Origin of the sequence: Achromobacter sp. 413638, assembly GCF_043119405.1 — a bacterium.
GTDB lineage: Bacteria > Pseudomonadota > Gammaproteobacteria > Burkholderiales > Burkholderiaceae_B > Achromobacter.
The window spans coordinates 1-14301 of record NZ_JBICCO010000084.1 but is presented as its reverse complement, the minus strand read 5'-3'; the positions used below and the strand labels follow the sequence as shown (position 1 = coordinate 14301).

The following is a 14301-nucleotide window of genomic DNA, read 5'->3' as shown; positions in this document are numbered from 1 at the left end:
TGAGCCTCCAGTAAAGCGAAAAGCGAGTTTACGCGGCGATCCGCCTTGACCCTCGCCGGCGCGCTCGCTACATTTTGAGGCCGGCCGCGACTGCGTCCGCGCCCCACCCACACAGAACGCCCGCAGGATCCTCATGAACAGCTACCGCGTCGGCATCGCCGGCTTCGGCGCCATCGGCCAGTCCGTGGCGCAATCCCTGAACGCCGGCCTGCCCGGCCTGAGCCTGGCGGCCGTGGCCGTGCGCGATCCCCAGGCCCCGCCCGCCTTCGACTGGCGCGAGCCGCCGCGTTTCAGCACCCTGGCCGACCTGCACGCGCATTGCGACGTGGTGGTGGAGTGCGCGCCGGCCGCCGTGTTCCGCGAGCTGGCCGAGCCCGTGCTGCGGGCCGGCAAGAAGCTGGTGGTGCTGAGCTCGGGCGCGCTGCTGCGCCACGCCTACCTGATCGAACTGGCGCGCCAGCACGGCGCCCAGATCATCGTGCCGTCCGGCGCCATCCTGGGACTGGACGCGATCACCGCCGCCGCCGAAGGCGAAATCCATTCGGTCACGATGATCACGCGCAAGCCCGTGCGCGGCCTGCTGGGCGCCCCCTATCTGGCGGACAACAACATCGACCTGACCGGCATCACCGAGCCGCGCCTGGTGTTCCGCGGCTCGCCGCGAGAGGCCGCCGTCGGTTTCCCGGCCAACCTGAACGTGGCGGTCAGCGTGTCGCTGGCCGGCATCGGCCCGGACCGGACCACGCTGGAAATCTGGGCCGACCCGGCGCTGGAACGCAACATCCACCGCGTCGAGGTGGACTCGGACTCGGCCTCGTTCTCGATGGAAATCCAGAACATCCCCTCGGCCAATCCCAAGACTGGCCGCATCACCGCGCAAAGCGTCATCGCCGCGCTGCGCAAGCTGACCGGGCCGCTGCGCGTGGGCACCTGAATCCGGGCGGCGCCCGGCACGCGCCGCCGCGGCACGCGACACCGACTGGACGCCGGCGCGCCAGCCGCGCTCGCGCCCCGCTCGTTTGCACCAGAGAAGAAAATGATCATCGGCATAGACCTGGGCACGACCAACAGCCTCGCGGCCATCTGGCAGGACGGCGCCTCGCGCCTGGTGCCCAATGCGCTGGGAACATATCTCACGCCCTCTTGCGTCAGCCTGGACCAAGACGGCTCGCTGCTCGTGGGCCAGGCCGCGCGCGAACGCCTGCAAACCCATCCGGACCGCTCCGCCGCCCTGTTCAAGCGCCATATGGGCAGCGACAAGCCGTTCCGGCTTGGCGACCGCGATTTCCGGGCCGAGGAACTGTCCTCGCTGGTGCTGCGCGCGCTGAAGGCCGACGCCGAAGCGCTGCTGGGCGCGCCGGTGCTCGAAGCCGTCATCAGCGTACCCGCGTATTTCTCCGACTCCCAGCGCCAGGCCACGCGCATCGCGGGCGAACTGGCCGGCCTGAAGGTGGAGCGCCTGATCAACGAACCCACCGCCGCCGCGCTGGCCTACGGCCTGCACCAGCAGCAGGATGAAACCCAATTCCTGGTGTTCGACCTGGGCGGCGGCACCTTCGACGTGTCGGTGCTGGAGCTGTTCGAGGGCGTGATGGAAGTGCGCGCCACGGCTGGCGACAACTTCCTGGGCGGCGAGGACTTCGTCGCCGAGATCGTCAAGCAGTTCCTGCAACGCGCCGAGGTGCCGGCCCAGGCCCGCGACGATCCCCGCTTCATGCAACAACTGCTGGCGCAGGCGGAAATCGCCAAGATCAAGTTGTCGCAGCAGGCCGAATCGCGCCTGCGAGTCGCGTGGCGGGACACGGAGTACGCGCTCGACCTGACCCAGGACCGGCTGGCCAACTGGAGCGAGCCGCTGCTGGCCCGTCTGCGCGCGCCCGTCGAACGCGCCTTGCGCGACGCGCGCATCCGCAGCGCCGACATCGCCACCGTGGTCCTGGCCGGCGGCGCCACGCGCATGCCGCTGGTGCGCCAGCTCGTGACCCGCATGTTCGGCCGCTTTCCCAACATCGAGATGAACCCCGATGAAGTGGTGGCGGCAGGCGCGGCCGTCATGGCAGGGCTGAAGATGAAGGACCAGGCGCTGGACGAAGTGGTCATGACGGACGTATGTCCCTACACGCTGGGTGTCGAAGTCACGCGCACCCTGCCGTCGGGCCAGCGCGTCGACGGACACTTTTCTCCGATCATCGAACGCAACAGCGTCGTGCCGATCAGTCGCGAGGAAACCTACTCGCCCGTGGACGACAACCAGCCCGAAGTGGAGTTGAACATCTACCAGGGTGAATCCCGCCTGGTGCGCGACAACATCCTGCTGGGAACGCTCAAGATGCCGCTGTCGCGCCGGCCGCGCGCCGAGTCGTCGTTTCAGGTCCGCTTCACCTACGACGTCAACGGCCTGCTGGAAGTCGAGGCCGGCATGCCCGGATCACGCCAGCGCCAGCGCATCGTGATCCAGAACGCCGACAAGCAGATGAGCGACGCCGAGGTCCGACGCCGGCTGGAAGAACTGGCCTCGCTCAAGATCCATCCGCGCGAGCAGACCGCGAACCGCACGCTGCTGGCGCGCGCCGAGCGGGTCTATCAGGTATTGCGGGGCGACGAGCGGCACCATCTGGCCAATGAAATCCTGCTGTTCGAGCAAGTGCTTGAGCAGCAGGACGCACGCCTCATTCCGCCCGCGCGAGCCCGGCTGATGCAAGAGATCGACGCATTGGAACGGTACAGCGTGTTCGATCGCGCCTACGATCCCGGCTACAGCGAATAGCCGCATGCCTGACGCACTGTTCTCGACGCTGGGCATCTCGCCCACCACCGACCAGAAAGCCATCCGCCGCGCGTATGCCGCGCTGCTCAAGCGCACGGACCAGGCCGGCGACCCGGAAGGTTTCGCCGCACTGCGCGAAGCCTACGAGCGCGCACGCGCCTGGGCCGAATGGCAGCGCGAGCAAGACGACGACGCGCCGGAACCCGGCCCCTCGCCGATGGAAACGGAAACAGCCGCGGCACCGCCCAGCCTGGATCCCGCGTCGGCCCAGGACGAATCACGCCCCACCGACACACCTCTTGCTGGCGAGGCCGCTCCCGCCTGGACGGTGTCCGAACCCGCGCCCGGCCCCACACCCGAACAACAGGCCGAAGGCGTGATCCACTGGACGCGCACGCTGATGCAGGCGGCCGCCGACCAACACACTACGCTGTTGGGAAAGGCGATGCTGGACGAGCGCCTGTCACGCCTGGATGCCGTCGAGCAACTGTCCGCCAGCCTGGCGCAGTCCATCCGGGACCAGCCGGACCGGCAACTGGCGCTGTTCGAGGCGGCGACCCGCCACTTCGGCTGGAACGAGGTAGGTCAGCCGTTTCCCGACGACTGGAACCTGTCTCTCTGGTTCCAGCGCATTCAGGATCAGATGGAATTCCTGGCCCGCCTGCCGCCGGAACAGTATCCCGCCATGCAAGCCGCGCTGCGCGCGGCGCGGCGGTGGCGCAAGCCCATGTTCTGGCAAGCCATCAAGCACGGCGACAGCCTGGAGACGTTGTGCCGTGAAGCCCCGGACCTCGCCGTGCTCGACATCGGCGCCGGGGCCGCGACGGCTTGGCGCGGCGCGGCGGCGCGCTGGCTCCGAGGGCGGTGGCTGCTCGCCTGGATGTCGATGCATCGGATCAAGGTCTGGGTCGCCATCGTCTGCGTGCTCGCGCTGATCTACATGTATCACGACGCGCATCGTCCATTGACCTATCCGCAGGTCGCGCCATTGCGTTCCGTGAAGATGGACGGGCACGTCACCGTCAAGTCCCTGACCATGAAGTCCTACGCCGAGCATTGCGTCAGCGGTCCGCTCGCCGACCTGGGCTGGTGCACCGTGCTCGGCGTACCCCCTGGCCGGTGGCCCGACGATCTGCCAGACGCGCTGGTCTTCGCGAAATATCCCGATCCGATTTATCCCACGGGGGAATGGCGCAACGGCATCGGCGGCGTTGTCTACATGCGCGTGCTGCTGGACGAAAAAGGCGTGGTGCGGCATGCGGTCATCCTGTCGCCCGATCCCAACCGCGCGCTGAACATCACTGCGCTCGCGGCCGCGGACCAGCTCCGCATGCAGCCCGTCGAACGCGACGGCAAGCCATCGTTCAGCCAAGCCGTACTGGTGTTCCGGTACATCCCTGATTCGCCATCGAGCCGGCAACGTTGACGGCCACGGCCGCTGGCGTATCCGCCGGACGGCATGCTAGGCCGCCTCGCGCCGTGGCGTTTCCTCCATCGGCCCCACCGACCACCTGCCCGTCCCATCCAGCTCCAGCCGGTGGCTATGGAACGCATCCAGCGTTCCTCGATGCCCCACGCTGACCAGCATCGCCTCGGGCAGGTCCGCGCGCAGACGGCGATACAGCGCATGCTCCAGCCCCTCGTCGGTCGCCGAAGTGGCCTCGTCCAGGAACACGATGGCGGGCCGGTTGTACAGCACCCGCGCGAACGCCAGGCGCTGCTGCTCGCCGATGGACAGCACGCGCGACCAGTCGGCGGCTTCGCCCAGGCGCGGCGCCAGATGGCCCAGATTCACGCGCTCCAGCGCGTCGGCCAGGCGCGCATCATCCTGCGGGCCGGCAAGACCCGGATACGCCACCGCCCCGCGCAGCTCGCCCAGCGGCAGATAGGGCCGCTGCGACAGGAACAGCGCCCGCGCGCCCAGCGGCCGGCGCAGCCGGCCTTGCGCACAGGGCCACAAGCCGGCCAGCGCGCGCAGCAGCGTGGTCTTGCCGCTGCCGGACGGCCCCTTGATCAGCAGCGCCTGCCCCGGCAGAAGACGCAGGTCCAGGTCGCTGACCATGGGCCTGCCGTCAGGTCGCTGCACGCTCAGGCCATCCAGCGCCAGCTCGCCGTGGTCCTCGGCGGTCACGGCCGGCAAGGCGCGCGCGGCCTCGTTGGCATCCAGGAAGCCGCTCAAGCGGTCCAGCGTGGCGCGGTACTGGGCGAAGGTGTCGTATGAGGTGCGGAAGAAGGACAGCGCGTCCTGCACCTGCCCGAAGGCCTGCGAGGTCTGCATCATGTCGCCCAGCTTGATCGCGCCGGAAAAAAAGCGCGGCGCCTGCAGCAGGAAGGGAAACACCACCGCCACCTGGCTCACGGCCAGGTTGAAGCCGTCGAACTTCAAGCCCCGGTAGACGCGCGCCCACAGATTGGCCACATAGGCCAGGAAGCGCTCGCGCAGCGTGGCGCGCTCCACGCCCTCGCCCTGGTAGAACGCCACGTTCTCGGCGTTCTCGCGCAGCCGCACCAACGCATAGCGGAAGTTGGCGGTCAGGCGCTCGGACAGGAAACTCAGCCGGATCAGCGGACGACCGATGCGGAACGCGAACACGGTGGCGATGACGACGTACAGATAGACCATGAACACCATGGCGCGCGGGATTTCCACGCCCGCCACAGCCAGCGCCCCCGACAGGCCCCACAGGATGGCGGTGAACTCCACCAGCGAGACCACCGCGCTCAGGGCGCCGATGGCCAGCGTGCGGGTGCCGGCGACGAACAGCCCGATGTCCTGCTCGATGCGCTGGTCGGGGTTGTCGACGGGCTGGTCCAGGAAATGGCCGCGATAGTAGGCGCGGCCGTCCAGCCAGTCATGCGTCAGGCGCTCGTTGAGCCACACGCGCCAATGGATGTCGAAAGCCTGGCCGGCATAGCTGTCGACCAGCGTGCGCAGCACATGCACGGTGGCCAGCACGCCGAAGATGGCGAGGAAATGCCAGAAGGCCGTCTGGTCCAGCGCCTGCAGCGCGCTGTAGAAACCGTTGTACCAATAGGAAAACAGCACCGTCATGCGCACGGCGAACATGGCCAGGAACAGCAGCAGCGCGACGGTCAGCAGCGGCCGCCAGCTGCGCCGCGGCGTCAGGTAGGGCCAGGCCAGCCGCCAGAACTTGCGGCCCCAGCCGGTGAAACGCGCCAGCAAGGTGGCGGACACGGCCAGCGCCACGGCCGTGATGAAAAAGGCGCGCAACAGCCACCATGCGCTTTGCGCGAGCTGGTCGTTCCAGTTCAGGTCCATCGCTTGGAAACCTTGTGCGAGATTTCCAAGTTAGACGGGGCGCGCGAGCCGAGTTCCGATGCGCTCCGCCGCCTTAAGCCTGGCTTAAGTCTGCGCCGCGCCGGCGGGCCGCAAATCCAGGTTGGCGAACAGATCAGCCAGCGTCGGCACCGAGCGCGCGGGCCAGATCGCGCTCAGGTCGAAACTGGGCAGCGACTGCCCGTCGCGCACTTCGCAAAAGCGCACGCCGCTGAAATCCATCGACCGGATCCAGCTGGGCAGCAGCGCCACGCCGCAGCCGCCGGCCACGCAGGACAGCACGGTCAGCGTGCGGTTGGCCTCCTGCGCCACATGGGCGTCGTGGCCCGCCTTGCGCAGGGCGTCGAGGATATCCGCATAGAACGAAGGCAGCTGCGCCTGCGGATACATCACCAGGCCGGCCTGCGCGATGCGCGCCAGCGAGGTCTGTCCGTCCGGGTCCAATTCGAACTCGTCGGGCACCGCGGCCACCAGCCGCTCGCGCAGCAGCTGGCGTTCGCGCATGCGCCCGCCCACCGCCACCGGCGTGTGCATCAGGCCGATGTCGATGCCGCCGTCCTGCAAGGCCTGGGCCTGCTCGGCATTGCTCATCTCGCGCAGCACCACCTTCACGCCCGGCGCCTGCCGCCGTAGTTCGCGCAGCGCGCGCGGCAGCGTGTCGAACAGCGCCGAGGTCACCAGCCCCACCGTCAGCTGGCCGGCGCTGCCGCGCGCGATCTCGCGGGCGCGCTGCTCGGCGGCGTCGATGCGGGCCACGCTGACGCGCGCGTCCTCGACGATGGCCAGCGCCGCCGGCGTGGGCGCGGCGCCCAGGCGCGAACGCTCGAACAGGCGCACGCCCAGGTCCTTTTCCATGCGGCCCAACGCCTGGCTCAGCGCGGGCTGCGCGATGCCCAGCCACTCGGCGGCGCGGCTGACGCTGCCATGGTCCATCACCGCCAGGAAATAACGCAGATGCCGGGTTTCCATATCAATCCGGTATGAATAAAACATTTTCTAACAATAGAAAACTATACCCTTCCTTCCTAGAATTCCGCCATACGGAAAACAGGCGCCCGCCCCAGGCCAGCGCCACCCCGCTGGAGACCCGCTTGCAAGGCCCCGCCATCGACACTCACGCGCACGTCTTTCGCCAAGGACTGGCGCTGGCCGACACGCGCCGGCACACGCCGGACTACGACGCGACGCTGACGCAATACCTGGCCTTGCTGGACGCGCACGGCGTGGCGCGCGGCGTGCTGGTGCAGCCCAGCTTCCTGGGCACCGACAACAGCCATCTGGTCGCGGCGCTGCGCGCCGCCGCCGGCCGGCTGCGCGGGGTCGCCGTGGTGTCGCCCGACATCGCGGCGGCGGATCTGCTGGCGCTGGCCGAGGCCGGCGTGGCCGGCATCCGGCTCAACCTGATCGGCCTGCCCCTGCCCGCGCTGGACCAGCCCGCCTGGCAGGAATTGCTGGCGCACGTCAACACGCTGGGCTGGCATGTGGAAGTGCATCTGCAGGCGAGCCGCCTGCCCGCTATCATGCCGGCCCTGCTGGCCGCCGGCTGCCGCGTGGTCATCGACCACTTCGGCCGCCCGGACCCGGCCCTGGGCATCGCCGACCCCGGCTTCGCCTATCTGCTGCGCCAGGCCGACAGCGGCCAGGTCTGGGTCAAGCTGGCGGCGCCCTATCGCAACTGGCCGGCGCCGGACTGTGCGCGGGCCGGCCGTGAAGCCGCCCGGCTGCTGCTGGACGCCTACACGCCCGACCGGCTCATGTGGGGCAGCGACTGGCCCCATACCGAGCATCGCCACCTGGCGTCCTACACCGCGGCGACGCAGTGGCTGGACGCCTGGATCGACGATGCCGCGGCGCGGCAAGCAGTGCTTGCCGATACCCCGCTGCGGTTGTTTCAATTCACTGGAGAAGCACCATGACCCCTCTGTTCAAACGCGTCGCCCGCCGCGGCGCCCTGCTGCTGGCCGCCGGACTGCTGGCCGGCGGCGCCGGCGCGGCCTCGGCCGCCTACCCCGAGCGCGCGATCACGCTGGTGGTCACCTATCCGCCCGGCGGCACGGTCGACGTCGTTGCCCGCCTGATCGGCCCCAAGCTGGCCGCCGAGCTGGGCCAGCCCGTGGTGATCGAGAACCGTGGCGGCGCGGGCGGCATGATCGGCGGCGCAGTCGTCGCCAAGGCCCAGCCCGACGGCTACACGCTGATGCTGGACGCCTCGAACCACGCGCAGAACCCCGCGCTGCACTCGCGCATGCAGTTCGACACGCTGAGCGCCTTCGCGCCGGTGTCGCTGCTGCTGCGCGTGCCCAACGTGCTGGTCGTGACGCCTTCGTATGAAGTCAAGACCGTGGCCGACCTGATCACGCTCGGCCAGCCGGATCAAAAGAGCCATGTCTACTTCGCCTCGGCCGGTCCCGGCTCGGCCCAGCACCTGGCCGGCGAGCTGTTCAACCTGCTCGCCAAGACCCAGCTGCAGCACGTGGCCTACAAGGGCGGCGGCCCGGCCATGATCGACGTCATGTCCGGCCAGGTGCCGGTCATGTTCGCCAGCATGGGCTCGGCCTGGCAGCACGTGAAGAACGGCAAGCTGCGCGCCGTCGCGCTGGGCGGCTCGACCCGCTCGCCGGCCGCCCCGGACCTGCCCACCATCGCCGAATCCGGCGTGCCCGGCTACGAGACCTATGAATGGAACGCCGTGTTCGCGCCGGCCGGCACGCCGCCCGAGGTCGTCACGCAGCTGTCGCAGGCGCTGGCCAAGGTGCTGAAGGACCCGGCCATCGCCGAACAGCTGGCCGGCATCGGCGCCGAGCCCATCGGCTCCACGCCCGCCGAACTGGACGCCTTCCGCCGCGCCGAGATCGAGAAATGGCAGCGCGTGGTCAAGGAAGCCAATCTGAAGCTGGACTGAAGTCTGGATTGAATACGGCCGGGCCGAGACAGGCCCGGCTCCCGGTTTGCCGGTTTGCGGCGCTCTTCGGAGCGCCGTTTTTTTTGCGCCGTCGCGGCCGGATCCTTATGCGCCGGGTTCGGATTCACAGTACCGGCCTGCCGCCTGCTTCATCGCAGGGGCGTCCGCGCCGGCCGGGGCGCTCGCCAGACCGACCATGAAATACCGGCCATCGACGGCGTCGTCCTTGCCGATCAGGTAGAGCGTGTCCGACCCGCCGCCCTGGGACTGCGCCCGCGCGCACCAGGCCCGGCCGATGCCGCGCTGCTGCTCGCGCAACAGGCGCAGGCCTTCGGCGGAGGCGCCGGTTTTCAGATGAACGTCGAAATCCGCCATGGCCTTGGCATCCAATGAAAACCCGGCATGGAAATAGTTCGTGTCGACCCGCGTATACAAGACAATCTGTCGCGCCGACGCGGGCAGGAACACCGGAAACCAGGTGTAGCTGCCCTGCCCTTCGGCCCGCATCGCATCATAGGACTCGAAGCGCCGCTCCTGGCCGTCGTCGAATCGCGCAACCAGCGAGACGCCCGCCAGCACGACGACCAAGGCGACGAGCGCGCGGATCCTCGCCGGCATGGAATTCAGGAATCGCATCAGGTCCTTTCCTTGTGTTGCGCGGCCGCATCTTCCGGTGCCGCGCGCCCTCATTGCCCGCACGCCCGCCAGGACGCCCGGCCTGGCCCATGCCCGGCGACAAGCTTTTATCACAACGCGCGGGCAAGCACGCGGCAACCCGCTTTCGCGCCATTGCCCGAAGGCGCGAAAGCCGGCGCCGGCCCCCGTCCGACAAGCGCCGGCAGCATTCTTCTCCGGGTTTGCCTGGATGAGATAAAACATCAGAAACCTTGCAGAATATTGCATACCGCGCATCCAGTTCCGGCCGGCGTGGCCCGGGACGCGACGCCATGCCTGAGCATCTTCATTCCTACACCGCTGCACCAAACCGGCATAAAAAAGATGACACCAAAGAGCAATGCGCCCGTCCCCTTCCGGCCCGAGGCCGGCCTGCCCGCGACCGACCCGGCCGCCTCCCAAGCCATGCTGGACAGCCTGAGCGATCCCTTCATCTGGCTCGATCCGGAATGGCGCGTGCGCTATCTGAACCCGGCCGCGGCGCGCCTGCTGCGGCGCGGCCTGGCCGAACTGGCCGGCCACAACGTCTGGGACAGCTATCCCGACCTGGCCGGCTCGGGCTACCACGACGCCTGCCGCGCCGTCGCCGCCACCGGCCAGCCGGCGGCCCATACCGGCTACTACGCGCCGCTGGCGTCCTGGTTCGAGGCGCGCGCCTTTCCGGCGCGTGACGGCATCGTCCTGGTGCTGCGCGATGTGTCGCACGTGCACGCCAAGATCTCGCAGCTGCGCTACCAGGCCACGCACGATTACCTGACCGGCCTGCCCAACCGCCGCCAGCTCATGGACACGCTGTCCGGCGCCATCGCGGAGGCCGCCGCCGGCCTGGGCCGCCAGCGCACGCTGCTGGCAGTGCTGTTCCTGGACCTGGACCGCTTCAAGGAAGTCAACGACACCTTCGGCCACGCCGAGGGCGACGCGCTGCTGCGCGACGTGGCCGAGCGGCTGCGCCGCTTCCAGACCCCGTCCATCTTCTGCGCGCGCGCCGGCGGCGACGAGTTCGCGCTGGTATTGCGCGACACCACCGAACGCGCCGCCGAGGCGCTGGCCAACTCCCTGCTGAACCTGCTGTCCATGCCGCACCAGATCCACGGCCGCCCGGTATCGCTGGGCGCGAGCATCGGCATCGCCACCATGAATTCGCCGGCCGATTCCGCCGACGTGCTGCTGGCCTACGCCGACGCGGCCATGTACGCGGCCAAGGCCGCCGGCCGCTCCCAGGTGCGCGTCTACCGCCACGAACTGAGTCCCGGCTTGCAGGAGCGCAACGCGCTGCGCGGCGACATCCAGGCCGCGCTGGACGGCAACCAGTTCGAGCTGCATTTCCAGCCCCAGGTCGACATGCGCAACGGCGCCATCTGCGGCGCCGAGGCGCTGCTGCGCTGGCGCCATCCGTCGCGCGGCCTGCTCGGACCGGCCTCGTTCCTGGACGTGCTGCTGGACTCGCCTCAGGAACTGGCGCTGACCGAGTGGGTGGTCGACACCACCTGCTGGCACCTGAGCGAATGGCTGACCATCGGGCTGCCCATCCCCAAGGTCTGCCTGAACCTGTCGGCCCGGCAGCTGCTGGCGCCGAACCTGGCGGCCACGCTGGTGCGCCTGTGCCAGTCGCACGGCGTGCCGCCCGAGCGGCTGGAGGTCGAGATCACCGAGCACACGCTGATGGGCGACGTGGACCAGGCCACGGCCGCGCTGCGCGAACTGCGCCAGGCCGGGATCAGCGCGTCGCTGGACGACTTCGGGTCGGGCCAGGCCAGCATGGCCTATCTGATGCAGGCGCCGATCAGCACGCTCAAGATCGACAAGTCCTTCGTCTGGGCGCTGGGCGCGGTGCCCACGGCCACCGCCGTGATCCGGGGCATCGTCCGGCTGGCTCATTCGCTGGGCATGCGCACGCTGGCCGAAGGCGTGGAGACCGAGGCGCAGCGCCAGATGCTGCAGGACGAGGGCTGCGACGCGATGCAGGGCTATCTGTTCAGCCGCCCCCTGCCCCCGGCCGCCTTCGCCGCGATGATCGCCGCCGCGACCGCCGGCGACATTCCGGACAGGGATGAGCGCGACGAAGGCGGCTTTTCGCCGCCCTGACGCAGCGTGCAGCGGTGCCCTCGCGCGGCGCCGCGAGGCGACTATTTCTTCGGCGACACCTGCTCGCCGGATGCCACGCAGGCCTTGATGTCGACCTTGGCGTTGTTCACCAGCACATCGAGCCTGCTCTGTTTTTCCTCGGCGCTGAGCGCCTGGGTTTCCATGATTCCTTTCGCATCGGGGACGGCCAGCAGGCCCTTGTACAGCGCGATCACCGCCGCCGGATTGATCGGCGGCGGCGACAACTGTCCGAGCTGGCTGCGGACCAGGAACAGGACGTCGTCGGCGCCTTGCTGCGCGGCATTGGCGACGTCCCTGCTCCGCGGATCGGTTCCGTCGGCCGCCACTCCCAGCAGTTCGGCCTGTCCGGCGAACCCCGTCGCCGTGGTGATGATGCAGGATACCTTGCGCGCGCCATCGTTGTAGATATTGCGCTGCGCCGCCAGGTCGTAGCGCGAGCCCATCAACCCGGACACGGTGGCGATGCCCGCGCCGGACGCCGCCGTCGCCACATTGCTCACGATGCCTCCGACCGCGCCGACGACAGCGCCGACCATGACGCCGTCGCCAGTCTGATAGAGCGCCTTCTGCGCCCGGTCGGCCTGATTCTGGTAGGCCGCGCGCTGCTCATAGAGTTTGGACACCGTCCTGGGCAGATCCGAGATGGCGACCACCCGCTCGGGCTTCTTGGCTGCGCCATCTTTCGCGGGCTCTTCCGGCAAGGTTTCGCGCATGACGAACGGAGATGAGGTCTTGGTATCGCTGGCCGCATCGAACACCGGATACATGGGCGGCACGGCGGCGCAGCCGCCCAGGCCTGCGAGGCCGACGGCAAGAACGGTTCTTTTCATTTTTCGTCCTATCGAGCAGGAAACAGCCAAAAGGGGAAACTGCCGGAAGTCACGCGCCTGCGCATCGCCGAGGGACGGGCGGCAGCCTGCCGCGCCGGATGGCGGCGCGCGCGATGGCATGGATTTCCCCTCCCAGGGAAGATGGCCTGTCTCGCCTCCCGCCACCGATTGCCGCGGCGGGTCCCGGACGCGGAATTATTGAGGAATCGTCGCCCAGGCGGCCACATCATCGACAAGCGCCCGGCAATAGTCAAGTGAACCTTGCATGCACAATCCAAGGCCCTGCCCGCCTGGCCGAGGGTAGACAGGCGACGGTTTATCATCTTGCCTTTCCCCGCTGCACCCCGAATTCACATGGAAAAGATCCGGCTCGACAAATGGCTGTGGGCGGCGCGCTTCTACAAGACGCGCAGCCTGGCGTCGCAGGAGATCGGCAAGGGCCGCATCCTGGTCAACGGCCAGCCGGCCAAACCGGCGCGCGAAGTCGCGCCCGGCGACCGCATCCAGGTGCGCAAGGAAGACCCCGCCATCGAGGTGCTGGTGCGCGCGGTAAGCGGCGCGCGCGGCCCCGCGCCGGTGGCGCGGCAGCTCTACGAGGAAACGCCGGAAAGCGCGCAGGCGCGCGAACGCGCCGCCGAGCAGCGGCGGCTGGCGCCCGAGCCGGCGCTGGACCTGGCCGACGGCCGGCCGACCAAGCGCGACCGCCGCCTGATCGACCGCATGCGCGGCAAGTAGGCGGCCGACCCGATCAGAGCGCGCGGCCCACGATCAGCGGATCCAGCGCCATGTCCGGATCGCCGCTCTTGCCTTCATACGGCAGGCGGTTGAGCACGTAGCGCATGGCGTTCAGGCGCGCGCGCTTCTTGCAGTCGGACTTGACCACGATCCACGGTGCGTCGGCCGTGTCGGTGTGCGCGAACATGGCTTCCTTGGCGCGCGTGTAATCGTCCCACTTGTCCAGCGAGGCCAGATCGACCGGGCTGAGCTTCCACTGCTTGAGCGGATGCACCTTGCGCTGCTGGAAGCGGCGGCGCTGCTCTTCCTGGCTCACCGAGAACCAGAACTTGACCAGGTGAATGCCGCTGGACACCAGGTGCCGCTCGAAGTCCGGCACCTGACGCAGGAACTCCAGGTACTCGGCCTGATCGCAGAAGCCCATCACGCGCTCGACGCCGGCGCGGTTGTACCAGGAGCGGTCGAACATGACGATCTCGCCCGCCGTGGGCAGGTGCTGCACGTAGCGCTGGAAGTACCACTGGCCGCGTTCGGTGTCGGACGGCTTTTCCAGCGCGACCACGCGCGCGCCGCGCGGGTTCAGGTGTTCCATCATGCGCTTGATGGTCCCGCCCTTGCCGGCCGCGTCGCGCCCCTCGAACAGGATCACCACGCGCTGGCCGGTGGCCTTGACCCAGGCCTGCAGCTTGAGCAGCTCGACCTGCAGCGCGTACTTCTGCTTTTCGTAATTGCGCCGCAGCATGCGGTGGCGGTAGGGATAGATGCCCTCGCGCCAGTCCACGGCCAGCTCGTCGTCCGGATTGCGGCGGCCGACAGGCCCCTGCACGTTCACTTCCAGCAAGGCGCGGTGCACGGCGCGCGCGTCATCCGGCGACAGCTCCTCGATCACCGCGCGCAGCGCCTCCTGCGCCTGGCCGGGGCCGGCGGCCTGGTAGCGGCGGGCGATGTCGGCCAGCACGGCGGCCGTCTCCTGGCGGGCGGCGTCCTC

12 protein-coding genes are annotated in these 14301 nt (G+C 69.0%); 7 read left to right on the top strand and 5 right to left on the bottom strand.

The genetic code is table 11. From position 1 onward, the window contains the following. Positions 1–133: 133 nt before the first annotated feature. The 3 genes from ACEU5R_RS25865 (at position 134) to ACEU5R_RS25855 (ending at position 4193) form a co-directional block, all read left to right on the top strand. Entirely contained in the window at positions 134–934 is an 801-nt protein-coding gene (locus ACEU5R_RS25865; protein WP_392412606.1) for an aspartate dehydrogenase, read from the top strand. Positions 935–1036: 102 nt separating this feature from the next. After that, on the top strand, positions 1037–2767 hold the full coding sequence (locus tag ACEU5R_RS25860; protein ID WP_392412604.1) for an Hsp70 family protein: 1731 nt from the start codon (positions 1037–1039) through the stop codon (positions 2765–2767). Positions 2768–2771: 4 nt separating this feature from the next. Further along, a complete protein-coding gene (locus ACEU5R_RS25855; protein WP_392412603.1) occupies positions 2772–4193 on the top strand; it encodes a TonB family protein in 1422 nt (473 codons plus the stop codon). 36 nt (positions 4194–4229) lie between these two features. Here the strand turns inward: ACEU5R_RS25855 and ACEU5R_RS25850 are convergent, their stop codons facing one another. Together ACEU5R_RS25850 and ACEU5R_RS25845 are read right to left on the bottom strand one after the other, a co-directional pair. Further along, positions 4230–6047 (bottom strand): ABC transporter ATP-binding protein/permease, encoded by a 1818-nt coding sequence (locus ACEU5R_RS25850; RefSeq protein ID WP_392412601.1) that lies wholly within the window; start codon positions 6045–6047, stop codon positions 4230–4232. 84 nt (positions 6048–6131) lie between these two features. After that, entirely contained in the window at positions 6132–7034 is a 903-nt protein-coding gene (locus ACEU5R_RS25845) for a LysR family transcriptional regulator (protein ID WP_103273764.1), read from the bottom strand. Between the two features lie 122 nt (positions 7035–7156). Between ACEU5R_RS25845 and ACEU5R_RS25840 the strand changes: the two genes are divergently transcribed. Together ACEU5R_RS25840 and ACEU5R_RS25835 are read left to right on the top strand one after the other, a co-directional pair. Then, positions 7157–7981: an amidohydrolase family protein gene (locus tag ACEU5R_RS25840; protein ID WP_392412600.1), complete on the top strand. Its 825-nt coding sequence runs from the start codon at positions 7157–7159 to the stop codon at positions 7979–7981. Beyond that, a complete protein-coding gene (locus ACEU5R_RS25835) occupies positions 7978–8967 on the top strand; it encodes a tripartite tricarboxylate transporter substrate binding protein (protein WP_392412598.1) in 990 nt (329 codons plus the stop codon). Before ACEU5R_RS25840 ends, ACEU5R_RS25835 begins: the two co-directional genes overlap by 4 nt. 105 nt (positions 8968–9072) lie before the next feature. Here ACEU5R_RS25835 and ACEU5R_RS25830 read toward each other — a convergent pair whose 3' ends face one another. Continuing rightward, positions 9073–9603 carry a hypothetical protein gene (locus tag ACEU5R_RS25830; RefSeq protein ID WP_103273761.1) on the bottom strand — a complete coding sequence of 177 codons (531 nt, stop codon included), beginning with the start codon at positions 9601–9603 and terminating at the stop codon, positions 9073–9075. Between the two features lie 363 nt (positions 9604–9966). On the opposite strand from ACEU5R_RS25830, the gene ACEU5R_RS25825 reads away from it, so the two are divergent. Continuing rightward, entirely contained in the window at positions 9967–11727 is a 1761-nt protein-coding gene (locus ACEU5R_RS25825; RefSeq protein WP_392412596.1) for a putative bifunctional diguanylate cyclase/phosphodiesterase, read from the top strand. Between the two features lie 41 nt (positions 11728–11768). On the opposite strand, the gene ACEU5R_RS25820 is transcribed toward ACEU5R_RS25825, so the two are convergent. Beyond that, a complete protein-coding gene (locus ACEU5R_RS25820; RefSeq protein WP_392412594.1) occupies positions 11769–12698 on the bottom strand; it encodes a hypothetical protein in 930 nt (309 codons plus the stop codon). Between the two features lie 234 nt (positions 12699–12932). On the opposite strand from ACEU5R_RS25820, the gene ACEU5R_RS25815 reads away from it, so the two are divergent. Next, positions 12933–13313, top strand: coding sequence for an RNA-binding S4 domain-containing protein (locus ACEU5R_RS25815; RefSeq protein ID WP_103273759.1), 381 nt, complete (start codon positions 12933–12935; stop codon positions 13311–13313). A gap of 13 nt (positions 13314–13326) precedes the next feature. Here the strand turns inward: ACEU5R_RS25815 and ppk2 are convergent. Beyond that, positions 13327–14301, bottom strand: a 975-nt coding sequence (gene ppk2, locus ACEU5R_RS25810) for a polyphosphate kinase 2 (RefSeq protein ID WP_392412592.1), incomplete at its 5' end; no start/stop codon positions are given.